This window comes from Micromonospora sp. DT201 (genome assembly GCF_049841575.1).
Classification (GTDB): Bacteria; Actinomycetota; Actinomycetes; order Mycobacteriales; family Micromonosporaceae; genus Micromonospora.
Genome location: NZ_JBNCKP010000005.1, coordinates 194,943 through 217,782, shown reverse-complemented (window position 1 = coordinate 217,782; position 22,840 = coordinate 194,943). Strand labels below are relative to the sequence as shown.

Genomic DNA, 22,840 nt, shown 5'->3' with positions numbered 1-22,840 from the left:
CCCTCCGGCAGCCCGATCAGCAGTGGGCTGCCGTGGGAGCATTTCTCCGATTTATCCCCTGGAGGGTGGGGTGGCTCGTCTCCTTGGGCTCACCCCAGCGTCGTCGAGGGCTCGACTCGAGCGTGATCGACTCCATGTCGCCGATGTGGCGGTGTCTCGCCCCACGGATACCGCCACATCGCCGACATGGAGTGGATCACGCCCGTCGTCCACCGTGGCAAGTCGCCGAGCCGTCGATTTGTTCCGTCTGGGGATTTCGTCCGATGGCCGGGGTCACCGTGGCGGTGGAATCGGGGCCGGCCGGCCCCACGTTCCGTGCGCCACACCCTCCACGCAGCGCGCGGCACACTCTCCGCACCCCGCGCGACACACCCTCCACGCAGCGCGCGGCACACTCTCCGCACCCCGCGCGACACACCCTCCACGCAGCGCGCGGCACATCCTCCCGCACCCCGCGCGACATACCCTCCCGCACCCCGCGCGACACACCCTCCCGCACCCCGCGCGACACACCCTCCCGCACCCCGCGCGACACACCCTCCGGGCGCGGTGCGGCACCCCCATGCCGCGCAAGATCGTGCAACTTCCTGGTTGTAGTGGCCTCCAGCCCCACAGAAGCCACTACAACCAGGATCGAGCGTGACCTTGCCCTTTGACCCCGGCAATCTTGACCCCAATGGCCCTGTTCATCGCGATTCGTCCCCGGCAAACCATGATCATCGCTGGGGCGGTCGGCGGCACCGAACCCCCGGGGCCGGGCCGCAGTGGGACGAGCCCTCGGGGTCCGGACCGGGCCGGCCTGGCAGGCCGAGCGAGCCAGGCCGAGCCGAGCGGGCCACGCCAGGCTGCGGTGGGCCGGGGGCGGGGTGGGTTACGCGGAGGCTCGGTGGACCAACTGGGTGTCCAGGAGGATGTGGGGGGCGGGAAGGTCCTCGCCGCGGATCCGGGCGACCAGCAGGCGGGCCATCTGCCGACCCATCTCCTCGACCGGCTGGAAGACCGTGGTCAGCGGCGGGTCCGCCCGGAGGGCGATCGTCGCGTCGTCGAAGCCGATCACCGCGACGTCCTCGGGCACCCGCCGGCCGGCCTCACGCAAGGTACGCAACGCGCCGAACGCCATCAGGTCCGACGCGACGAAGACCGCGTCCAGATCCGGGCAGGCGTCCAGCAGTCGGCGCATACCGGACGCGCCACTGCCTTCGCTGAAGTCGCCGTACGCGATCAGGTCGGGGTTGACGCCGGCCCCGTTGCTCTTGACCGCCTCGGTGTAGCCGGTCAACCGGGCCAGGCCGACGCCCATGTCCTGCGGCCCGGCGATGGTGGCGATGCGGCGTCGCCCTTGCCTCGTCAGGTACTCCACCGCCTGCCGGGCCCCGCCAACGTTGTCCACGTCGACGAACCAGGCCGGCTGGGCGCCGGGTTGCAGCATCCGGGCGGGCCGACCGCCGAGCACGGCGGGCAGGCCGCGCTCTTCAAGCAACGTCGGCAGCGGGTCGGAGTCGTGCAACGACAGCAGCAGTACGCCGTCGACGTGCTGGTTGGTCAGGTGGTGCTCGACCCGCTCCCGTTCCACCGGCGACTGTGCCATGGCCAGCCAGAGCTGCATCGGCGTCTCCAGCAGCCCGGAGCTGATCCCCCGGACGATCGCGGCGAAGAACGGCTCGGTGAAGACCCGCTCACCGGATTCGGACACCACCAGCGCGACGGAGTCGGTCCGTTGGGTGACGAGCGCACGGGCGGCCCGGTTCGGCACGTACCCCAGCTCGGCGATGGCCTGTTGGACCGCGGCCCGGGCCTCCGGGCTGACCTGGGGCGAGCCGTTGACCACGCGGGAGACCGTGCCGCGGCCGACGCCGGCGCGGGCCGCGACCGCATCGAGGGTCGGGCGCCCGAGCGACCGGGTGCGCTGCGTTGTCATCGTCTGCTCCTCCGACGGCGGGCGGACCCGGCGCCACCTGCGAGAGGTGGACGCCAGGACCGTCCTGATGGCTGGCCCGAGCCTATTGTGCGGCCAGACCGTTGCGCCGGATCACCGAGGCGTACCACTTGGCGCTGGACTTGGGGATGCGTACCTGAGTGTCGTAGTCGACGTGGATCATGCCAAAGCGCTTGGTGTAGCCCCAGGCCCATTCGAAATTATCCATCAACGACCAGGCAAAGTATCCCCGCAGGGGCACTCCTGCGTCGATCGCCTCGTGCGCGGCGCGCAGGTGGGCGTCGAAGAAGGCCAGCCGCTCGACGTCGTCGACCTGCCCGTCGACCACCGTGTCGACGAACGCCGAGCCGTTCTCGGTGACGTACAGGGGCAGGTCGGTGTAGTCGTGCACCCGGCGCAGCGTCTCGACCAGGCCCGGTGCGTCGATCTCCCAGCCCATGTCGGTGACCGGGACGCCGCGGGTGACGAACCGGACGTCCTCGCTGCCCGGCCAGCACGAGGGGGCCGGGTCGGCCTCGCCGCCCTCGATCGCTGCGGCGACCACGTGCCGGCTGTAGTAGTTGACTCCGACCTGGTCCAGCGGCGTGGAGATGGTCGCCAGGTCACCGTCGCGCACGTGGGCGAAGTCGGTCACCGTGCTCAGGTCGGCCACCAGGTCATCCGGGTACGACCCGCGCAGCAACGGATCGAGGAAGAACCGGTTCGCCAACGCGTCGATCCGCCGGGCCGCGTCCGCGTCGGCAGGGGTGTCGCTGGCCGGATCGACCGGGTAGAGGTTGACCGTCACGCCCACCTCGGCGGTCGGGCGGGCGGCCCGCAGTGCCTGCACGGCCAGGCCGTGACCGAGCATCAGGTGGTGGCCGGCCCGCACCGCGTCCACACCGTTGGTGCGGCCGGGGGCGTGCACGCCGGAGCCGTAGCCGAGGAACGCGGAGCACCACGGCTCGTTCAGCGTGGTCCAGTAGCGCACCCGGTCACCGAGCGCGTCGGCGAGCAGCGTCGTGTAGTCGGCGAAGCGGGCCGCGGTGTCCCGGGCTGGCCAGCCCCCGGCGTCCTCCAGGGGCTGTGGCAGGTCCCAGTGGTAGAGGGTCAGCCACGGCTCGATGCCGTTGGCCAGCAACTCGTCGACCAGCCGCCGGTAGAAATCCAGACCCTGCGGGTTGGCCGCGCCGGTGCCGCCGGGCTGCACCCGGGACCAGGAGACCGAGAAACGGTACGACTTGAGGCCCATCTCGGCCATCAGCGCGACGTCGTCGCCGAGCCGGTGGTAGTGGTCGCAGGCCACGTCGCCGGTGTGCCCGAGGAGGACCCGACCGTCGGTGTGGCTGAAGGTGTCCCAGATCGACGGGGTACGGCCGTCGACGGCCGCTGCCCCCTCGATCTGGTACGCCGCGGTCGCGGCCCCCCACAGGAAACCGGGTGGAAAGGTCAGCCCGGGGCGCTCCTCGAGGACATCGACGGCGAATGGGCTGGCGGGGTTGCTCACGACTTGACGGCACCTTCCATGATCCCGCCGATGATCTGGCGGCCAAACACGAGAAAGACGAGCACCAGGGGAATCGTGCCGATCGCCGTGGCGGCGAACACCTGGGAGTAGTCGGTGTAGTAGGCGTACGACAGGAAGGAGAGCGAGACCTGCAGGGTCGGGTTCTCCGGGGTGAGGATGGCGTACGGCCAGATGAACGAGTTCCAGGTCTCCATGAAGGTCAGCAGACCGAGGACGCCGGCGGCGGGGCGCAGCGCGGGCAGCACGATGCTCCAGTAGATCCGGAACGTGCTCGCCCCGTCGACGCGACCCGCCTCGATCAGCTCGTCGGAGATCGCCTGGCTGGCGTACTGCCGCATCATGAACACCCCGAAGGCGCTGACCAGGAACGGCACGGTGACCGCGTAGAGGGTGTCGTACCACCCCAGGTCCTGCATCATGCCCCAGAGCGGGATGAGCCCCATCTGGGTCGGGATCATCATGGTGATGATGATCGCCAGCAGGAGAGCGTTGCTGCCCTTGAACCGCAGCTTGGCGAAGGCGAACCCGGCCAGCGAACCGGTGAGCACCACCGACAGGGTGACCACCGAGGAGACGATGATCGAGTTCATCATGCCGGTGAGGAAGTTGGCGGCGTCGTTGTCGAGCACGCGCCCGAAGTTGTCACCGAACGCCCCGCCCGGGGTAAGCGGCGGCGGCACGTCGTTGATGGAGTCCAGGCTGCGAGTGCCGATCACCATCATGTAGTAGAACGGGTAGATCGACAGCAGCGCCGCCAGGACGAGTGCCACGTAAGTCAGTGGACTGGTGCGCCACAGGCGCTGAGAAGCCGAGATCATCGGTCTCTCCTCACTTCGCCGAGCGGCGGACGAGTAGGAAGTTGAACAGCGACACCAGGACAATGATCATGAAGATCGCCCAGGCGACCGCAGCTCCGTAGCCTGCGGTGTTCAGGTTCTGGATGCCCATCTCGTACATGTACATGGCCAGCGTCTGGAACTGCCGCTGGTTGCCGCCGAGGATGTTGCCGTTGGCGAACAGCAGGGGCTCGGTGAAGAGCTGCATGCCGCCGATCGTGGACAGGATGACCACGAAGATGAAGGTGGGCTTGAGCATGGGCAGGGTGATCTGCCAGAACTGCCGCCACTGGCTGGCGCCGTCGATTGCCGCTGCCTCGTAGAGGTCCTTCGGAATCGCCTGCATGCCAGCGAGCAGGATCAGGGTGTTGTAGCCGGTCCACCGCCAGTTGACCATGGTGGAGATGGCGAACCAGGAACTCCACCGCTGTCCGTCCCAGTCGACCGGGTCGACACCGACGAAGCTGAGCAGCCAGTTGAACAGGCCGAACTCCCGCTGAAAGAGCATCCCGAAGACGATCGCGACCGCGGCCACCGAGACCACGTTCGGCATGAAGATGGCCATCCGGAAGAAGGTCTTGGCGCGCAGGAAGGTCCGGTTGAGCAGGTTCGCCAGGAAGAGGGCGAGCAGGAGCTGCGGGATGGTCGACAGGGCGAAGATGCCGAACGTGTTGACCAGCGCGTTCCAGAAGTACTCGTCGGAGAACAGCCGGGTGTAGTTGTCGAAGCCGATGAACGAGTGCTCGCCGATCATGTCCCAGTCGTGCAGCGACATCCAGGCGGTACGCACCATCGGGTACAGCCCGAATGCACCGAAGATCAGGAAGAACGGGGCGATGTAGAGGTACGGCGAGTACTTGACATCGAGGCGGTTGAGTAGCCTTCCCCGGCGCTGCCGGGAAGGGAGATCGGGAGAAGGCGGTGCTGCTGGCGACGGCGGTGCCGTCGTGGCCGACAGGCTCATGCGAAATTCCTTTTCCGGCGAGGCCCGGGGGCCCTCGCGCAGGGCGCTACGCGGAGGGGACCGGCCGGTGGCGTCCGGGAAGCCCCGAACGCCACCGGCAGGGGAATCACTCAGAAGGCGCCCTGAGTCTTGGCGTCCTTCGTGAACTGCTCCCAGGCCTTCGCCTTGTCGGCCTGCCCGCTCTCGAACGCCCGCAGGGCCGGCTCAAGCGCGTTCTCCTTGACCGCCTGGTGCTTCGGACCCAGGTGGGTCGGCTGGATCTTGGCGACGCTCTCCCCGAAAATCTTGCCGGTCGGCGCGTTGCTGAAGTACTCGTTGGTGTAACTGGTGAACGCGTCGTTCTTCAGCGCCTCCAGGTTGGTGGGCAGCGGGCCCTTGAGCTTGAAGGCCTCCACCTGGCTCTTCGCGTTGGTGAGGTACTCGGCGAGCTTCGCCGCCTCCTTCGGGTACTTGCTCTGCGCCGGAACGGCGAGCCACGAGCCGCCCCAGTTACCGCCGCCGCCCGGCACGGACGCGACATCCCACTTGCCCTTGTTGGCCGGACCGGAGTTGTCCGACACGATGCCGAGCATCCAGGACGGGCAGAAGGTGGCCGCGAAGGTGCCCTGCTTGAAGCCACCCGACCACTCCGGCGACCAGGTCTGCGCCTTGGCGGAGATGTCTGCCATCGACGTCGCGGTGTCCCAGGCGTTCTTTACCGCGGGGCTGGTGTCCGCGATGATGTTGTCTTCCTTGTCGTAGAACAGGTCACCGTTGCCCTGGAACATCACGCCGTTGGAGACGGCGGTGATCGAGTCGATGAACGCCTTGCCGCCGCTGCCCTGCTTGTACTTCAGACCGGCGTCGTGGAAGCCCTTCCAGTCCGGCCAGAGCGCCGACACCTGGTCGCGCTCGGTGGGCAGACCGGCCGCCTGGAACAGGTCCTTGCGGTAGCAGACCGCGAGGCTGCCGACGTCGGTCGGCAGGCCGATCAGCCGACCGTCCGGCGCCTTGCCCAGCTCCCACTTCCAGGGCAGGAACTCCTTGGAGTGGTCGGAGACCAGCGGCGCGAGGTCGGACCAGTTGCGCGCGTTGGGCTTGAACTCGTTGAGGATGCCCTCTTCCAGGGCAGTGACGTCCGCCGCGCCCTTGCCGGTGGCCAGGTAGCGGACCAGCTTCGGCCGGTACTCGGCGAGCTGCGCGGTCTTGCGCAGCTCGACCTTGATGCCGGTGTCCTTCTCGTACTGCTTGACGAGCTCGTCGTAGCCCATCTCGCCGAAGGTGTCGACGACCAACTTGGCCGGCTTCTCGCCGGCTGCTGGCTTGTCGTCGTCGTTGCCGCAGGCTGCGAGACCGCCGATTGCGGTGATCGCGGCCAGGGCAGCGGCCGCCAGGCGGGTACGCCGCGTGGTGACGCTCATTCGCTGACCCCTCTTTCCGGTGGTGAGGCTGGATGTGTGGTGGGGGGTGCTCATCGCGCCAGGCCGGGGATGGGTGAGTGACACAGGCCATCTCGGGAGCGCTCCCATGAGATTGCCGACAGGTAACGGGAGTGTCAATAGGACGATGGGAGCGTTCCCAGATCGTTACCACCAGGCGATCTACGCGACCAGGGGCAGGGTGGGGCTAGCAGAAACGACGCAGGAGGGTGGTTGTCCGGCGCGGGTCAAAGCGGGACGGGTCGAAGCGGGAGCCCGCCCAATCACGCAACATCGCGTCCCGCGGGTCGGCCAGGTCAGCCCCGTCGGCCAACGCGACCAGTAGCGCCTGATAGCCCGACGGCCCGCCGATGCCCTCCGGCGGGCAGGCCTGTTCGCCGGCCAGGCAGACCGGGTACCGCTCGTCGGGATCGACGGCCAGCGCGTCCTCCACGACCAGGTCGTGTTCCCACCAGTCAGTGAAGTCGTACGTGTAGGAGAACCGGCTGCCCTTGCCGAGCACCGCGTCCAGCCGCACGTCCAGTTCGTCGTGCAGCGCCAACTCCCCATCCGGGTCGGGCTCGCCGTACTGCACGGCGTCGATCTCGAACGAGTGCAGGTGGCAGTCCCGCCAACCCATCGCGTGCTGCACCACCCGGTGCAGCCGGTCCAGCGTGTAACCGGCCGGAACGAGCACCCGGCGCCACACCGGCGGGCGGACGCCGACGAGGGACATCTTGAGCTGGAAGATCTGACGCGGCATGCTGGCCCTGTCCTCCTGCGGCTTAGGCTGCGAGCATGATCTGCCGAGCGTGCCGGGCCCGGCGACACGACGACTGCCCGGGCCGGAACTGGTGCGACTGCCAGCACCGTACCGCCGAACCGACCCCTCCGGTCACCGGTCCGGCCAGCGAATGACCGTCGGAATCCCGATCCGACGGCTCTGGCCAGAGCCGTCGACGCAGCCGCTCGACGACGCCGCACTGACCGCCCTCTACGGCCGCGCCGCCGAACCTCGGCTCCGGGTCAACTTCGTCGCCAGCCTGGACGGCGCGGTCACCGTGGACGGCTACTCCGCCGGGCTCTCCGGCGAGCCGGACAAGCGGGTGTTCGGCCTGCTGCGGATGGTCTGCGACGCGCTGGTGGTGGCCGCCGGCACGTTTCGCCACGAGGGGTACCGGGCGGTCCGCCTCAACGAGCGGCGCCGCGCCTGGCGCCGCGAACACGGGCTGACCGAGTACCCGACGCTGGTGGTCGTCTCCGGTTCGCTCGACCTGGATCCGACACAGGCCGCCTTCGCCGACGCACCGACCCGCCCGATCGTGCTCACCCACGCCGACGCCGACCCGCCACCCGGCCTGACCGACGTCGCCGACCTGCTGCGCTGCGGCACCGACCGGGTCGACCTGGCCGCCGGCCTCGCCGAGCTGCACCGACGCGGGCTTACCCAACTGCTCTGCGAGGGCGGCCCACACCTGTTCGGCGCGCTCACCGCCGCCGACCTGGTGGACGAGCTGTGCCTGACCGTCTCGCCGCTGTTGGCGGGCCCCGGGCCGGGCCGGATCGCCGCGGGCGAGACCGTGCCACCTCGGCAGCTGCCACTGCGGCACGTGCTCGCCGCCGACGACGGCGTCCTCATGCTCCGCCACGCCCGCTTGTAACACCGGAGCAGGCGGGCAACGCGACTACGATGGCTGAATGAGGTTCGAACGAATCACCATCGATGCCTCGGTTATGGGTGGGATGCCCTGCAATACGCCGCCCAGGCGGTGCGGGAACGGGAACTGCCCTTGCGGCATGCGGCGTGAGGTTCCTGGTCGACAACAACCTGTCACCCAAGGTGGTGGCAATCATCCTTGCCAACCTGCCGCCGGTGATGGATGACCTTCACCGGGGAGCCATTGTCGTCCTCGGTGAGGATTCGGTCCAGGTTCGGTCGTTGCCGATCCTGGGCCGTTGATACAACAACGGGCTGTTGCTGACGCCGCCCCCAAGTCCGTCACCGTTGCGAACACAGTCTCGGACAGCGACGACCGGAAGAACTGCCTCAGCCGGTCAGCAGAGCCGGGGACCACTGGTCGAGACGAAGGTGCCGAAGTCGTCATTCATGCAGGCTCCATGTCTAGATAACGCGACCCTGGCACGGAGGTTGAGCGATCGATGACCGTACACCCAGACTGCGACACACTGTCCTCGGCTACACACCCAGCGTCAGGAGCGTGACGGAGCATGGTGTCGTCCGACGCGTCGCGTGGCGACCTGTCGTACTCCTCGGGCAGGATGCACAGCATGGTTCCCGACCGTGCTGCCCGACCGACCCGAGTCGCCCGATGACCGACGCCGACCTCGACAGCCCTGGCGAGGCGGTCGGGCGGGTGCTGGGCACCGCCGACGCCACTCCGTTACAGTTCTGGACGGCCGTGGCACCCGGCAGCTATCTCCAACTCGACGACGTCGTGGTCACCCGGCGAGAGCTGCCCGACCGGGAGCCGGTGACGATCGCCGGCGTCGTCACCCAGGTCCGCGCTCGGCACGAGGGTGCCCAGTTCGACTCCGACGTGTTCGCCATCGCCGACGGCACGCTGCCCGCGCAGGTGCAGGAGGCCGCCGAGGTCACCACCACCCGGGTCGATCCGGAGCTCTACGTGCCGCCGACCCCGGGTGCGGTGGTGCACCGCGCCGAGGGCGACGCCCGGGCGCGTGCGTTGCACTTCGACCGGATGGAGCGGCGCATCCCGATGGGGATGGGTCGTGACGGGGTCCCGGTCTACCTCAACGCCGACTTCCTCGACGGCAGCCGGGGCGCGCACGTCTCCATCTCCGGCATCTCCGGGGTGGCCACCAAGACCAGCTTCGCCACTTTCCTGCTCTACTCGGTCTTCCGCTCCGGGGTGCTGGGCGGCGACGCGGTCAACGCCAAGGCGCTGATCTTCAACGTCAAGGGTGAGGACCTGCTTTTCCTGGACCACCCCAATACGCGCCTCGACGAGCCCACCCGCGCGGCGTACGCGAAGCTCGGTCTGAGTGCCGGCGCGTTCCCGGACGTGCGGGTGTACGCCCCTCCCCGCGTCGGTGACGCGGCCGGCACGCCGGATGTGAGCAGCCGGCTGACGGGGGTCGACTCGTTCTACTGGACGCTCAGCGAGTTCTGCGCCGACCGGCTCCTGCCGTACGTCTTCGCCGACGCCGACGACGAGCGCCAGCAGTACACGATGGTGGTCCACTCGGTGACCGCGCACCTGGCTCGCTACGCCCAGCCCGCGGACGGCGGGGTGAGCATCGACGGGGTTCGGCTCGGCTCCTACGGCGATCTGGTCGACCACATCGTCGATCAGCTCAACAACGACGAGACCCGCTCCGACTGGGCGGGCAGCGCTGTCGGTCTGGGCACCGTCAACGCGTTCGCCCGGCGGTTGATCGGCAGCAAGAAGGACCTCGCCCGGCTGATCCGCGGTGACCTCACCACCCGCCGCCCGCATTCCATCAACACCAGCGAGTCGGCGCAGGTCACCGTGGTTGACCTGCACAATCTTCCGGATCGCGCCCAACGGTTCGTGGTCGGCGTGACGCTCAAGAGCGAGTTCGAGCGCAAGGAGAAGTCCGGCACCGCCAAGCCGCTGCTCTTCGTCGTCCTCGACGAGCTCAACAAGTACGCCCCCCGGGAGGGCTCCTCCCCGATCAAGGAGGTCCTGCTGGACATCGCCGAGCGGGGCCGCTCGCTCGGGGTGATCCTGATCGGCGCGCAGCAGACGGCGAGCGAGGTGGAGCGGCGCATCGTCACCAACTCGGCGATCCGGGTGGTCGGGCGGCTCGACCCGGCCGAGGCTTCCCGCCCGGAGTACGGCTTCCTCCCGCCCGCCCAGCGACAGCGGGCGCTGCTGGCCAAGCCGGGCACCATGTTCGTCAACCAGCCGGACATTCCGGTGCCGCTCTGCCTGGAGTTCCCGTTCCCGGCCTGGGCCACCCGGGTCTCCGAGGCGGGCCGGGCACCATCGGAGACGCTGCGCTCGATCACCCAGTCGGCCGACCCGTTCGCCGTGGTGGGCTCCGGTGGCGGCAGCACCGACGACGACATCCCGTTCTAGGTAGGGCCGGCACAGGTGAGCGCGAGGAGCGAGCTTGCGAGCCCCGCAGTCGCGAACGGAAGGCAAGCACAGGTGAGCGCGAGGAGCGAGCTTGCGAGCCCCGCAGTCGCGAACGGAAGGCAAGCACAGCAATGAAGATCCTGCACACCTCCGACTGGCACGTGGGAAAGGTGCTCAAGGGGCAGTCCCGGGCCGAGGAGCACAAGGCCGTGCTGGCCGGCGTGATCGACATCGCACGCGCCGAGCAGCCGGATCTGGTGATCGTCGCTGGCGACCTCTACGACACCGCCGCGCCAACCTCGGAGGCGACCCGCCTGGTCACCCGGGCGTTGACCGCGTTGCGTCGCACCGGCGCGGACGTGGTCGCGATCGGCGGCAACCACGACAATGGCCCCGCGCTGGACGCGCTGCGCCCGTGGGCTGATGCCGCCAGCATCACGCTGCGCGGCGGAGTGCGGGAAGATCCGGACGAGCACGTGATCGACGGCGTCACTGCCGACGGCGAGCGGTGGCAGCTGGCCGCGCTGCCGTTCCTGTCCCAGCGGTACGCGATCCGCGCCCTGGAGATGTACGAGCTGACCGCCGCGGAGACCAATCAGACGTACGCCGACCACCTGGGCCGGGTGTTGGGGCGGCTGACCGAGGGTTTCCGCGAACCGGACCGGGTGCACCTGGTCACCGCGCACCTGACGGTGACCGGCGCGGCCACCGGCGGCGGCGAACGGGACGCGCACACCGTGCTGGGCTACGCCGTTCCGGCCACCGTCTTTCCGGCCACCGCGCACTACGTGGCGCTGGGCCATCTGCACCGGGCGCAGCGGGTCGCCGGCCCCTGCCCGGTGCGCTACAGCGGCAGCCCGCTCGCGGTCGACTTCGGTGAGCAGGAAAATGTCCCCTCGGTGACGATGGTCGAGGTGACCGCCAGCACCGCCGCCCGGGTGCGTGAGGTGCCGGTCACCGCGGCGAGCGCGCTGCGTACGGTGCGCGGCACCCTGGCCCAGCTCGCCGAGATCGAGGCGCCGGATGCCTGGCTGCGGGTGTACGTGCGGGAGCAACCCCGCGCCGGCCTGCGTGAGGAGGTCCAGGAGCTGCTTCCCCGTGCGCTGGAGATCCGAATCGACCCGGAGCTGCTGGCCGCGCCGGGCAGCGGTGCCCGCATCGCGCAACGCTCGGGGCGTTCCCCCCGCGAGTTGTTCGCCGACTACCTGGACAGCCGGGGCCACGCCGACGAGGGCGTCCGGGAGCTCTTCGACGAGCTCTTCGAGGAGGTCGAGCACTGATGCGTCCGATGCGGCTGGACATGGCCGGGTTCACGGTCTTCCGGGACGACACCACCGTCGACTTCACCGACGCCGACTTCTTCGCCCTGATCGGCCCGACCGGTTCGGGCAAGTCCACGGTGCTGGACGCCATCTGCTTCGCCCTCTACGGGATGGTGCCCCGGTGGGGTGGCGCCCGAGGGTTGGCGAACGCGCTCGCTCCGTCGGCGACCGAGGCCCGGGTGCGGTTGGTCTTCGAGTCTGGCGGGGCCCGCTATGTGGCCACCCGGGTGGTGCGCCGGGACGGCCGGGGCAACGTCAAGACCGCGAACGCGGGGTTGCAGCTGATGCCGGCCGGCTTCGACGTGACGAAGCTGGACACCGGGTTGAGCCCGGACGACCTCGGCGAGGTGGTGGCCGGCACTCCCGCCGAGATGGAGCAGGCGGTGCTGGAGGCGGTTGGGCTGCCGTACGAGCAGTTCACCAGCTGTGTGGTGCTGCCGCAGGGGCAGTTCGCCGATTTCCTGCACGCCAAGCCGGCGACCCGACAGCAGATCCTGGTCAACCTGCTCGGCCTCGGCGTCTACGAGGATGTGCAAAAGAAGGCGACGGCGCGCGCCGCGCAGGCGGATGCCCGACTCGACGCGGTCGACCAGTTGCTCGCCGGGCTCACTGGCGTGGACGACGAGGCGTTGGCCGAGGCCGACGCTCGGGTCGACCGGATGGCCGAGCTGGCGGCCACGGTGACCGCCGCGGTGCCGGAGCTGGCGTCGGCCAGAGGCGCCGCCCGGGAGGCTGCGGCGGCGCTGACCGCCCTCGACGACGAGCTGACCGTGTTGGCCGGGGTGCGTGCGCCCGCCGGGGTGGCCGAGGTGGCTCGCGCGGTTACCTCGGCGCGGGCCGAGGCCGAGGCTGCGGCGACCGGCGTGTCGCTGGCCGAGGAGCGGGAGGAGAAGCTGCGCGGCGAGCTGGCTGGTGCCGGCGACGAGAGCGCGGTGCGACTGCTGCTGCGGGCGTACGACGATCGGGACCGGCTGTCCGGCGAGGCCGACACGGTCCGTGCTGCGGTGAGTGCGGCGAACGACGAGCACGCTACGGCGGTGGCCGCGCTGGCCGTCGCCCGCACGGCTGCCGAGCGGGCCGATGCCGAGTTGGAGGCGGCTTTCCGGGCGCACGAGGAGGCGAAGGCCACCGACCTGGCGGTCAGCCTGCGGGTGCACCTGCATGCCGGCGCGGCCTGCCCGGTCTGCGAGCAGCCGGTGGCGCGGGTGCCGGCGGTGCCGGCCGATTCGGCGGTGGCGGCTGCGACGGCGGCGGGCAAGGCGGCGCGGGCCGCGACCAAGGCGGCGCAGGCGACCGTACAACAGCGGGACGCGGCGGCGCGTGACCTGGAGCGGCTGCTGGTGCAGGCGCGGGCCCGTCAGGAGCAGTTGGAAGCCCGATTGGCTGAGCTGGACGGGCAACTCGCCGGCGCGGCCGAGCCTGCGGTGCTGCACCGGGAGTTGGCCGAGCATGCCCGGTTGCGGCGCGCGCTGGACGAGGCGGCGACCGCGGTCCGGGCCGGCCGTGAGACCGCCCGCCAGACCCGGGCTGGGGTGGACGCCGCCGAGGAGCGGCTGCGGGCGGCGTGGCGGGCCTTCGACACCTCCCGCGACGGGCTGGCCCGGTTTGGCCCGCCCGCGACCGATCGGGACGACGTGGCCGCCGCGTGGGCCGCGTTGACCGGCTGGGCGACGACCGAGGCGGACCGCCGCCGCGCCGACCGAGCCGGTTTGGCCGTCGACGTCGCCGAGGCCGAGGCGAAGGCCGACGCGGTGCAGCGGCGTATCGCCGGCATCTTCGCCACCGCCGACGTGCCGGTCGGTGACGACCCGGTGCACGCCGCGACCGTGGCGGTGGAGCGGGCCGATGCCGACCGGCGGCGGCTGCGGGAGCGTCGCGAGCAGGCCGGGACGCTACGCGAGCAGCGGGCCGGGCACGAGCGGGAGGCGCAGGTGGCCCGTGCGTTGGCCGGGCACCTGCGGGCCAACAACTTCGAACGGTGGTTGCTGGCCGAGGCGTTGGACCTGCTGGTCGACGGTGCGTCGGGGATCCTGCGGGAGCTCTCCTCCGGCCAGTACGAGTTGGTGCACGACAAGGGTGAGTTCGTCGTGGTCGACCACCACGACGCGGGGCTACGCCGGGGCGTTCGCACCCTTTCCGGCGGTGAGACGTTCCAGGCGTCCCTGGCGCTGGCGTTGGCGCTCTCCGAGCAGCTGGCGGGGATGTCGACCACGGCGGCGAGCCTGGAGTCGATCGTCCTGGATGAGGGCTTCGGCACGCTCGACGCGGCCACCCTCGACACGGTCGCCGCCACGTTGGAAAATCTGGCCGCCCGGGGTGACCGGATGGTCGGCGTGGTCACCCATGTGCCGGCGCTGGCCGAGCGGATCCCGGTCCGCTTCGAGGTGCGCAAGGATGCCCGGTCGGCGCGCATCGAACGGACCGGCCGGTGAGCGCGAGGAGTGCAGCGCAGCGGAGCCCCGCAGTCGCGAACGAAAGGCTCACCCGTTGAGTGACGCCGCGTTCTTTGTCGACTCGTGGGACCCGGCGTACGGGGCGTCGTTCGAGGCGTCCGCCGCCGGGCCGGCAGCGCAGAGCAGCGCGCAGGTCGAGGCCGACGTGGAGTTGCCCGCCGTGGACTGGCGGGCGATCGGGGTACGCCCAGGGGTGCGGGCACCCGACGTGGTGTTGATGGTCGACGGGGTGCGCCGGATCGACGCGAGCATCTGGACGGCGGAGACGGACGGCGGGTCGTTCCCCGGGTTGGCCGCCTCGTACGCGGCCGGGGTGGTCCGGTGCGACCTGGGTCGGGGTGCCGCGCAGTTGGCCGGCACCCGGGTTGGTCGGGGTCTGTTCACCGCGAGCCCGTCGGCGCAGGATGTGGTGGCCGGTGCGATTCGTTACCCGGTGCACCGGGTGGGTGGCACCGGTGAGCTGGCGAAACTGCCGGCCGCCGTGCAGGGCCCGCTGACCGCGCTGGAGGTGGCGGTGTCCGACGCCGCCCGGGTCGACGGTGACCTGCTGGTGGTGGACGGCCCGTTGCGGAGTCGCCGGCAGTTGCCGCGCACGCTCGGCTATATCAAGACCCAGCACAGCCAGTACCTGGATGCCCGGCTGACTGCGGTGGTGACCGGTTTGGCGTCGGGTGAGCGTTCGCCGGTGTTCCGGTTGGGCACAGCCTGGGGTGGTTGGTCGTGGTATTTGCGGCTGCCGGTGGCGGTCGGTGCGCCGTGGGCGGGCATCGTGCGGGTGGAGTGCTCTGCCGACCTGCCCGTCGAGGCGGCGATCGAGCTGGCCGACCTGTCGCTGGTCACCCTGCCTCGTTTCGCCTCCACCCCGTACAAGGATCCGCGAGCCCCACAGAATCTGATCCCGATCGCCGGGCTGGAGCGCCGACTGCGTGCCCTGCTCGGCGATTCCCGACTGCTGCACCGCGCGTTGACCGCTGCGGCCCGCGCGGCCCGTTGAACGCGGAGACTGGTCAGGATGGGACGTAAACGGGCGGCTGACCGGGTGGTCGAGCAGGTGGACACGGGGCAGGCCGAGCTTGTTCCGGACCAGGACCGGGCCGGCTCGTGGACGCTGTTGTTGGACGGCGCACCGCAGTCGCACGTCGACCTGACCGACCCCACTCACCTGGAATTCGAGTACGTGCGGCGGTTGGCCGCCGCGGTGGACCTGATCGCACCGCCGGGCGAGCCGCTGCGGGTGCTGCATCTGGGCGGCGGCGCCCTGACCCTGCCCCGGTACGTGTCCGCCACCCGGCCCGGCTCCACCCAGCGGGTGTCCGAGGTGGACGGCGCTCTGGTGGAGCTGGTCCGCCGGGCGTTGCCGTGGCCGTCCGATGCCCGGCTGCGGGTGCGCGTGGAGGACGCGCGGGCCGTGTTGACCGCCACCCGGGACGCCAGTTACGACGTGGTGGTCGCCGACGTGTTCGCCGGTGCCCGTACTCCGGCGCACCTCACGTCCGTGGAATACACGGCCGAGGTGGCGCGGGTGCTCCGCCCCGACGGCTGGTATTTGGCGAATCTGGCCGACGGGCCGCCGCTGCGGCACGCGCGTGGGCAGGTTGCCACGGTCCGTTCGGTGTTGCCGCAGGCCTGTCTGGTGGGCGACGCGGCGGTGCTGCGTGGCCGCCGGTACGGAAACCTGGTGCTGGTCGCTGGGCGGGCCACGCCGCCGGTGCCGGAGCTGACCCGGCGCGCCGCGGGCGACTGGTTCCCCGGCCGGGTGGTGGCCGGTGACGAGTTGGACCGCTTCGCCGGCGGTGCGCAGGTGGTCCGGGACGCCGACGCCACCGGCTCCGATCCGCCACCGCCGGGCCTGTTCTCCGTACGCCGCTGACTGCCCGCCGACGGCCGCGCAGAACTTTTTTCGGCGTTTGTTGATCCGCTGGGGACGGTGCTGCGTACCACCGGGCGGCTCGCTTCGTGGGCCGGCGATGGTTTCGGACACCCCGGAGGTCTGCATGCATGCGGTGGCGGCCGGTTGGCATGGCGACGCGGTACGCGCGGACTGGATGTCGGCGCGGTCCTCGTCTCGGCCGACGTCGTCAGCTCGGGGGGTCGACGCGCGCGCGACGTCTCGCCAGAATGGTCCGGTGACGCCGCGACCGGCGCCCGGGCGTCATCAGGCGACGTCAACCGAGGCCAGCCACTCCGACCAGCTGATCCGGTTGCTCTACGCCGAGCACGCCGGCCCGTTGCTGATGTTCGTCATGCGACTCACCGGGGGGGACCGGCAGCGTGCGGAGGACATCGTCCAGGAGACACTGCTGCGGGCCTGGCGTAACGCACACCGGTTGGGCACGCAGGGGCAGGGTTCGCTGCGGCCGTGGCTGGTCACGGTGGCCCGCCGGATCGCCATCGACGAGCACCGCAGCCAGGAGGCCCGCCCGCCGGAGACGTACGACCGGGATCTCACCGCCTTCGCGGAGGCGGACAGCACCGACCGGGTGTTGCGGACGATGACGGTGGCGGACGCGCTGCGTACGCTCAGCCAGTCGCACCGGGAGATCCTGATCTCGACGTACTTCCGGGGGCGGACGGTGCCGGAGGCCGCTGAGGAGTTGGGGCTGCCACTCGGCACCGCCAAGTCGCGTGTCTACTACGCGTTGCGCGCGCTGCGTACGGCTCTGCAGGAGCGGGGGGTGACAGAATGAGCCGGCCGGACCACATGGACGTCGCGGCGTACGCGCTCGGCGTGCTCGACGAGCAGGACACTGAGCGGTTCGAGGAGCATCTCGCCACCTGCTGGGCGTGCGCGGCCGAGTTGGAGACGATGGTGCCGGTGGTGGGGCTGCTCTCCGACATCGACGGCGAGACGATGATGGCGCTGGAGCAGACGGCGACCGACCCGGCGCTGCTGGACCGGACGCTGGGCGCGGTCCGGGCCGACCGGCGTCGCACCCGGTTTCGTCAGATGCTCGCGACGGCCGCCGCGGTGGTGGTCTTCGGCGGGTTGAGCGGGTATGGCTTCGTCAGCGTGACCGACAGCGAGCCGTCGCCGCTCGCCGGTTCGACGCCGAGCGCACCGAGCGCACCGAGCGAGCCGGCGACGATCGGGCCGACGGCCCCGCCGAGCGGCCCGGGTGTCGGCGGCACCGAGGAGGAGGGCGATCAGGTCGAGGCCACCGACCCGACCACCGGTGTGCAGACCACCATGTTCCTGGTGAAGCGGGAGTACGGCACCCGGATCAATTTCAGCTTGCGGAAGCTGCCCGGCCCACGCACGTGCCGGCTGGTGGTGGTGCGCAAGAACGGCAGCACCGAGGTTGTCTCGAGCTGGTCGGTGCCCAATGACGGCTATGGCACCAACACCCGACCGCAGGGCCTCGAGTTGAGTGCGTCGACGTCAGCCCTGGCCGAGGAGATCAAGCAGCTCCAGGTGCAGTCGGTGGATGCCACCGGTGTGGCGAGTCCGCTGGTCACGGTGCCGTTGTAGTCTCGCGTACCGTATCGGCGCCAGTCATTGTCACAATGACTGGCGTCGATCTGCTTTTCGGCTGACAGCCCGCTCCGGGGGCGTACGGACGTCCGCCCGAATCGGTTCAATCAATTCGCGTGAAATTGACCACTGTTACTACTTCAACCTTGACAGCCCGCTCTCCGTACCTATGGGTGAACTGCCAAGAATGAGGAGGGCACGTGGCACAGATGAAGCGGACCGTCATCGTCGCGAGCGCGATGGTCGCACTAACGGCCTGCGCTCCCGCGGGTTACGACGGGGCGAACTCGAGCGCGGCCGAGCCGGTCGCCGTCGCCGCGGCCGAGCCCACCGCGACGGCTGAACCCGAGGCCTCGGCGTCCGCGGAGGCGCCGGTCGCCGACGCGCCGCCCGCGAACGTCGACCTGACCGAGCAGTTGGTCGGCAAGAGCGTTGCCCGGATGGGCAAGGTGGTCACCGACCAGGACGGCTGGATCCTGTACCGCTTCGACAAGGACACCGCCGACCCGCCGTCGTCGAACTGCGTCGACAAGTGCGCCGAGGTGTGGCCCCCGGCGCTGACCGACGGCAACCCGCAGCTCACCGGCGTCTCCGATGACAAGGTCAGCAGCGTGACCCGTCAGGACGGCACCCGTCAGCTCACCATTTCTGGCTGGCCGGTTTACCGCTACATCGGCGACAAGAAGCCCGGCCAGTGGAAGGGCCAGGCTGTCGGTGGCACCTGGTTCGTGGTCCAGCCGGACGGCAAGAAGAACCTCAGCTGCCTGCCGACCTCCACGCCGAAGGCGGTCGCGCCGCCAGCGGACAGCGGCTCGAACGACGCCGGAGGCTCGGGCTACTCGTACTGAGCCCGTTCGTCACCAGGACACGGTGGTCGGTCGTCGCCGGGGAGGGCGCGGCCGACCACCGTCGTGTCCGCAGGTTCAGCGGCGCCGTCACCGCCACGCGGCGGTGGACAGCCGGAGGTTGCGCTCACTCCCCCGTTCGAACTGGCTGGCGATGGGGAAGTAGGCACCGAGGAACGCCTCGATGATCCTTGCCTGATCCTCCGCCGGCACGTCGCCGTCGTGGTAGTCGTTCAGGCAGAACACGTCGAACGCCCGGCTGGCCAGCAGGCTGTCCAGCCGCGGCAGGTGAGCGGCCAGGCCGATGTTGGCGAAGGTGCAGCGGACCGACCCCGCCGTCGTCCGTCCGCTCATCAACCCGAAGTGGTGCGCGAGGGACGAAAGCATGGACACATCGTCGGTCGACCGGAGCCGGTTGGCCGCCGTCCGTCGGACCGCATCCGGGAACGCCGCCTCGACCTCGTAGAGGGTGCTGCGCCGATGTGCGTGCGGAGCGTGCAGGAACGCGTGGATCAGCGTCTTGCCGAAGGCCTCCTCCAGCAGCCGCCGATTGTTCTTGCCGGCCACCGCGAACGCCTCGTCGTCGAGATTGGGGGGCGTGAGCGGGATCTGCGTGGGACTACGGAACGACTTGGGCAGCCCACCCGGGTTGAAGAACATGTCGGGGCCGAACAGGCGACCAAAGAAGACGTCGTCGTTGAGGTAGACGAAGTGCTCGGACAACCCCTCGATGTGGTGCAGCTGAGTTTCGATGGCATGGGAGTTGTACGTCGGCAGCACCCCCGGGTCGGTGAAGATCTCCCGGTGGTCGACGATCCGGACCTTGGGATGCGCGGTGTCGAGCCACTCCGGCACCTGTTCGTCGGTGACGATCCAGATCCGGTTGGCCCACGGTGCGAAGAGGTCGACCGACCTCAGCGAATACCGCAGCTCGTCCCGGCTGCGGAAACGTGCGGCGCCCTGCAACGAATCCTGCTCGGCGTACCCGATCCCCAGAGCCTGCGCCCGGCGGCGCGCCCAGGCCGGGTCCGCTCCGTCCACCCAGGTGTAGACGAGATCGATGGGAAAGGTGATCTCGTCAGCGAGCCGTCGCGTGAACGGATCGACGGATCGATAGCTCTGCCCGCCCACGCTCACCACGGCGGGGGTGAGGGATTCGGCTGCCAACCGGTCCCCCACCAGGGTCCGGGATGGGCCGCAGAGGTCCGTCCCGTCCTCGGCGGTGTGCCAGAACTCCACGGCACACCCGTAGATCGTGCCCATCCGCAGCGTCTGCGACAGGGTCATCGCGGGTTCGAAGACTCGCAGCCACGAGGCCGTGGCCATCGCGGTGACCCCTGGTGTGGCTGCGGCCGGCCAGACCCCCATCGTGCGGTTCCGCTGGTCGAAGGCCTCCACGTAGACCGGGCGATCGGCGTATCGGCGGGCGAGGGCGGCCACGACGGACTGTCGGGTCTCCTCACGAACGGCCACCCGGAAGGTCGGCGACATCTGTCGGACGAGGAAGTAGTCGATGCCCGCGGTGTCGAGACTCTCCACCGTCAGGTCGAGGTTGTCTCGCGCCACCTCGTACGGCGTGGAGTCCCGCAGGCGCGTCAACTGCCCCCGAGTCCAGATCAGGTCCTCGCGTCCGGCCTCGACTCCAGCAGCCCATGCCTCGACATCGACCGTGCCCACGCTGCGGGCGGCGGCTTTGCTCGGCACCACGTTGGGTGCCGCCCTCCGGGCCTGGCTGGCCGCAACCGCGGCGAATCGTCGTTCCGTCCACCCAGGACCGTCATGGTCGGCGAGCAGCTCGGTGAAGAGCTGCTCCCACTGCGGCATCACCCGGTCGACCGAGAAGCGCTCCACATCGCGCAAGGCCGCGTGCCCCATCGTGTGCCGCAGGCCATCGTCCTCGATGAGCTTGCGCAGTGCGACGGCGAGTTCGTCGATGTTGTCCGGGGCGATCAGGAAGCCGGTCTTACCGTCCTCGATGACCTCGCGGGGCCCGTTGGGGCAGTCGTACGCCACCACCGGCACCGCAGCGCTCATCGCCTCGATCAGGGTGAGACCGAAGGACTCCACGCGGGACGTCACCATCGCCACCGACGCCTTGGCCCACTCGTCCTCGATGCTCTCGGTGGGGCCGAGCAGTTGGACCTGATTACCGAGCTTGAGACCGGCGATCCGCTCCTCCAAGCGCGACCGTGACCCGCCACCGAAGATGCGCAGCCGCCAGTCGGGGTGGTCCGGGGCGATCTGGGCGAAGGCGGCGATCGCGTGCTCGAACTGCTTTTCGGGGCTCAACCGACCCGCCATGACCACGCTGCGGGTCTCCCGGGTCGACCGCGGCCGGTAGCCCTCCTCGATCGGGTTGGGCAGCACGACCAGCCGGGGAGCAGCGTCGCCCAGAAGGTCGGCGAACCAGTCCCGGGTGGGTCGGGAGAGCAGCGCGATCGCGTCGGCCCGGGCGGCGAAGAGCCCGAAAGGCTCACCGGAGGAACCCCGCAGCTCGGCGACACGGTGCTCCTGCGCGACGATCACCACGCGTCGGGGCAACAGCTTCGCGGCCACGGCGAGCAACGCGGGCGTGGTGGTGACCACCACGTCGGCGTCGGTCTCGCCGAGTACGCGTTCGAGTTCGAGGTCGGACAGCGCGGAGAACGCGCCCTCCCAGTGTCGCTGCACCAGCGTGCTGGGCTCGGCGGCGAGCGTCTCGGCGACGGCGTCGGGCATCCCGCCCCGCACTGGCCGGACCACACCGTCACGGGTGTCGAGAAGGTGCACCAGCCGCACCGCGGGATCCACCTCGAAGGGCATCTCGTCGCGGGTGCGGAGGACACCGACGATCTCCACCTCGTGCCGACGGGCCAGCCAGTTCGCCTGCCGCAGGACGGTGCGCTCGGTGCCACCGATGGCATCGGCCCACGTGAGCAGATAGGTGATCTTCATGAGTTGCCGTCCGTCGAGCAGGATTGGATGGGCAGGCAGGCCAGGGCGAGGCTGCCTGCCGGGGTGAAGTAGGGGCGTACGCGGACCGACCGGCCGGGCGCAGCCCAGACGATCGCCGCCGGCGGCCGTAGCGACCGCTTGGGGTTGGTGAGGTCGTGCAGCACCGTGCCGACACGCAGCCGGCGGGACTCGGCGTGCAGCCGGACGTCGAAGATCCGCTCCCGAACGTGCCCGGCCTCCGTCATCGCCGACAACGGCAGGCTGAACCGCAGCAGGTCGGGGCCGACCGGTTCACCGTGGACGCGGAGAGACTCGCCGCCACCGCGCGGCTCCAGCCCCACCTCCACCGGCCCGTCGGCCCGCCAACCGACCGTCCGCACCTGGAGGCTCGCCCCGGTCCAGTCCAGTCGGACGTCGGTGAGTTCGGCCAACGCCCCGGGAGCCGTGACGGCGAGCGCGAGTCGGCCGGCTTGGTCGGTCACCGGCCGGTACCGGTATCCCGAGTCGGGACAGGGCGGGGCCGACACGGTGGGGCCGGCAGCTCGTTCGGTCGCGCCTCCGACCACCCGGACGGGGTCTCCCCCACCCGTCTCGCTGACCAGGCGGCACTCCACCCGCCACGAGCCACCCGAGGGCAGGTCCAGGCCGCCCGGCCGAGCGCAGAGCAGGACGGCGGCGGAGACGGCCAGACCGTCGCCGGCGTGACGCAGCTCAGCGGGCACGGTGAGCCGCGTACTCCCACGGACGAGGTGCAACTCGGCACCGACGACGTCGGCGGCGAGCGCGGGCGGCACCTCGAGGTCCAGGTTGAGGGTGTGCCCGTCGAGCACGCCCACGAAGCGGGCCTGGATCGACGATCCGGCCGGCAGCGCGGCCCGAAAGAGCCGCCGGGGGGCGGGTGCCCGCATCGTGCCCTTCAGCTGCGCCACCTGCCGGCCCAGTTGCCGGTCGGCCCGGCGCAGGGCGACCCGCAGCCGGGGCCAGCGCCGCAGCGCGTCTGACGCCAGCTCGCGCAGATGCGCCCCGTTCATGCCAGTTCCGCTCATGCCTGTCCCCGCCCATTTCCGATGGCCGTCCAGTCGCCGTCAA

At 70.3% G+C, this 22,840-nt stretch carries 18 protein-coding genes; 10 read left to right on the top strand and 8 right to left on the bottom strand.

Translation table 11 applies throughout. From position 1 onward, the window contains the following. Positions 1 to 871 precede the first annotated feature (871 nt). The 6 genes from ACLQ28_RS12675 to ACLQ28_RS12650 all read right to left on the bottom strand — a co-directional run bounded on the left by ACLQ28_RS12675 (position 872) and on the right by ACLQ28_RS12650 (position 7,403). Entirely contained in the window at positions 872 to 1,918 is a 1,047-nt protein-coding gene (locus ACLQ28_RS12675) for a LacI family DNA-binding transcriptional regulator (protein ID WP_425686424.1), read from the bottom strand. A gap of 82 nt (positions 1,919 to 2,000) precedes the next feature. Continuing rightward, a complete protein-coding gene (locus tag ACLQ28_RS12670; protein WP_425686423.1) occupies positions 2,001 to 3,422 on the bottom strand; it encodes a GH1 family beta-glucosidase in 1,422 nt (473 codons plus the stop codon). After that, positions 3,419 to 4,261 (bottom strand): carbohydrate ABC transporter permease, encoded by an 843-nt coding sequence (locus tag ACLQ28_RS12665; RefSeq protein ID WP_425686422.1) that lies wholly within the window; start codon positions 4,259 to 4,261, stop codon positions 3,419 to 3,421. The genes ACLQ28_RS12670 and ACLQ28_RS12665 overlap by 4 nt, the downstream gene beginning before the upstream one ends. Positions 4,262 to 4,271: 10 nt before the next feature. Then, positions 4,272 to 5,243 carry a carbohydrate ABC transporter permease gene (locus ACLQ28_RS12660; RefSeq protein ID WP_425686421.1) on the bottom strand — a complete coding sequence of 324 codons (972 nt, stop codon included), beginning with the start codon at positions 5,241 to 5,243 and terminating at the stop codon, positions 4,272 to 4,274. A 110-nt stretch (positions 5,244 to 5,353) separates the two neighbouring features. Then, positions 5,354 to 6,643 carry an ABC transporter substrate-binding protein gene (locus tag ACLQ28_RS12655; RefSeq protein WP_425686420.1) on the bottom strand — a complete coding sequence of 430 codons (1,290 nt, stop codon included), beginning with the start codon at positions 6,641 to 6,643 and terminating at the stop codon, positions 5,354 to 5,356. Positions 6,644 to 6,848: 205 nt separating this feature from the next. Beyond that, positions 6,849 to 7,403 (bottom strand): plasmid pRiA4b ORF-3 family protein, encoded by a 555-nt coding sequence (locus tag ACLQ28_RS12650; RefSeq protein WP_425686419.1) that lies wholly within the window; start codon positions 7,401 to 7,403, stop codon positions 6,849 to 6,851. Between the two features lie 151 nt (positions 7,404 to 7,554). On the opposite strand from ACLQ28_RS12650, the gene ACLQ28_RS12645 reads away from it, so the two are divergent. From ACLQ28_RS12645 to ACLQ28_RS12600, 10 genes are all read left to right on the top strand, one after another. Continuing rightward, complete coding sequence (locus ACLQ28_RS12645; RefSeq protein WP_425686418.1) at positions 7,555 to 8,301, top strand: pyrimidine reductase family protein; 747 nt, start codon at positions 7,555 to 7,557, stop codon at positions 8,299 to 8,301. Positions 8,302 to 8,444: 143 nt separating this feature from the next. Then, the gene (locus ACLQ28_RS12640) at positions 8,445 to 8,600 is read left to right on the top strand and encodes a hypothetical protein (RefSeq protein ID WP_425686417.1); all 156 of its coding nucleotides are present in this window, start codon (positions 8,445 to 8,447) and stop codon (positions 8,598 to 8,600) included. 370 nt (positions 8,601 to 8,970) lie between these two features. Continuing rightward, positions 8,971 to 10,725, top strand: a complete 1,755-nt coding sequence (locus ACLQ28_RS12635) for an ATP-binding protein (RefSeq protein WP_425686416.1) — start codon at positions 8,971 to 8,973, stop codon at positions 10,723 to 10,725. A gap of 131 nt (positions 10,726 to 10,856) precedes the next feature. Further along, a complete protein-coding gene (locus ACLQ28_RS12630) occupies positions 10,857 to 12,005 on the top strand; it encodes an exonuclease SbcCD subunit D (RefSeq protein WP_425686415.1) in 1,149 nt (382 codons plus the stop codon). Continuing rightward, positions 12,005 to 14,479 carry an AAA family ATPase gene (locus ACLQ28_RS12625; protein ID WP_425686414.1) on the top strand — a complete coding sequence of 825 codons (2,475 nt, stop codon included), beginning with the start codon at positions 12,005 to 12,007 and terminating at the stop codon, positions 14,477 to 14,479. Before ACLQ28_RS12630 ends, ACLQ28_RS12625 begins: the two co-directional genes overlap by 1 nt. Before the next feature lie 55 nt (positions 14,480 to 14,534). After that, entirely contained in the window at positions 14,535 to 15,494 is a 960-nt protein-coding gene (locus ACLQ28_RS12620) for a hypothetical protein (RefSeq protein ID WP_425686413.1), read from the top strand. A gap of 18 nt (positions 15,495 to 15,512) precedes the next feature. After that, positions 15,513 to 16,370, top strand: a complete 858-nt coding sequence (locus ACLQ28_RS12615; protein WP_425686412.1) for a spermidine synthase — start codon at positions 15,513 to 15,515, stop codon at positions 16,368 to 16,370. 124 nt (positions 16,371 to 16,494) lie between these two features. Next, positions 16,495 to 17,187, top strand: a complete 693-nt coding sequence (locus ACLQ28_RS12610) for a sigma-70 family RNA polymerase sigma factor (protein WP_393133793.1) — start codon at positions 16,495 to 16,497, stop codon at positions 17,185 to 17,187. Further along, positions 17,184 to 17,969: an anti-sigma factor family protein gene (locus ACLQ28_RS12605; protein ID WP_425686411.1), complete on the top strand. Its 786-nt coding sequence runs from the start codon at positions 17,184 to 17,186 to the stop codon at positions 17,967 to 17,969. The genes ACLQ28_RS12610 and ACLQ28_RS12605 overlap by 4 nt, the downstream gene beginning before the upstream one ends. 203 nt (positions 17,970 to 18,172) lie before the next feature. Then, positions 18,173 to 18,820, top strand: coding sequence for a hypothetical protein (locus ACLQ28_RS12600; protein WP_425686410.1), 648 nt, complete (start codon positions 18,173 to 18,175; stop codon positions 18,818 to 18,820). 87 nt (positions 18,821 to 18,907) lie between these two features. On the opposite strand, the gene ACLQ28_RS12595 is transcribed toward ACLQ28_RS12600, so the two are convergent. Next, on the bottom strand, positions 18,908 to 21,751 hold the full coding sequence (locus ACLQ28_RS12595; protein ID WP_425686409.1) for a stealth conserved region 3 domain-containing protein: 2,844 nt from the start codon (positions 21,749 to 21,751) through the stop codon (positions 18,908 to 18,910). Next, positions 21,748 to 22,782: a hypothetical protein gene (locus ACLQ28_RS12590; RefSeq protein ID WP_425686408.1), complete on the bottom strand. Its 1,035-nt coding sequence runs from the start codon at positions 22,780 to 22,782 to the stop codon at positions 21,748 to 21,750. Before ACLQ28_RS12590 ends, ACLQ28_RS12595 begins: the two co-directional genes overlap by 4 nt. Between the last annotated feature and the right edge of the window lie 58 nt (positions 22,783 to 22,840).

Excerpts from the sequence above, each read along its gene's own strand:
- ACLQ28_RS12665 (WP_425686422.1), bottom strand. The coding sequence starts at position 4,261 with ATGATCTCGGCTTCTCAGCGCCTGTGGCGCACCAGTCCACTGACTTAC.
- ACLQ28_RS12615 (WP_425686412.1), top strand. The coding sequence starts at position 15,513 with ATGGGACGTAAACGGGCGGCTGACCGGGTGGTCGAGCAGGTGGACACG.
- ACLQ28_RS12605 (WP_425686411.1), top strand. The coding sequence starts at position 17,184 with ATGAGCCGGCCGGACCACATGGACGTCGCGGCGTACGCGCTCGGCGTG.
- ACLQ28_RS12675 (WP_425686424.1), bottom strand. The coding sequence starts at position 1,918 with ATGACAACGCAGCGCACCCGGTCGCTCGGGCGCCCGACCCTCGATGCG.
- ACLQ28_RS12630 (WP_425686415.1), top strand. The coding sequence starts at position 10,857 with ATGAAGATCCTGCACACCTCCGACTGGCACGTGGGAAAGGTGCTCAAG.
- ACLQ28_RS12660 (WP_425686421.1), bottom strand. The coding sequence starts at position 5,243 with ATGAGCCTGTCGGCCACGACGGCACCGCCGTCGCCAGCAGCACCGCCT.
- ACLQ28_RS12590 (WP_425686408.1), bottom strand. The coding sequence starts at position 22,782 with ATGAACGGGGCGCATCTGCGCGAGCTGGCGTCAGACGCGCTGCGGCGC.
- ACLQ28_RS12655 (WP_425686420.1), bottom strand. The coding sequence starts at position 6,643 with ATGAGCGTCACCACGCGGCGTACCCGCCTGGCGGCCGCTGCCCTGGCC.
- ACLQ28_RS12625 (WP_425686414.1), top strand. The coding sequence starts at position 12,005 with ATGCGTCCGATGCGGCTGGACATGGCCGGGTTCACGGTCTTCCGGGAC.
- ACLQ28_RS12595 (WP_425686409.1), bottom strand. The coding sequence starts at position 21,751 with ATGAAGATCACCTATCTGCTCACGTGGGCCGATGCCATCGGTGGCACC.
- ACLQ28_RS12650 (WP_425686419.1), bottom strand. The coding sequence starts at position 7,403 with ATGCCGCGTCAGATCTTCCAGCTCAAGATGTCCCTCGTCGGCGTCCGC.
- ACLQ28_RS12610 (WP_393133793.1), top strand. The coding sequence starts at position 16,495 with ATGCATGCGGTGGCGGCCGGTTGGCATGGCGACGCGGTACGCGCGGAC.
- ACLQ28_RS12645 (WP_425686418.1), top strand. The coding sequence starts at position 7,555 with ATGACCGTCGGAATCCCGATCCGACGGCTCTGGCCAGAGCCGTCGACG.
- ACLQ28_RS12635 (WP_425686416.1), top strand. The coding sequence starts at position 8,971 with ATGACCGACGCCGACCTCGACAGCCCTGGCGAGGCGGTCGGGCGGGTG.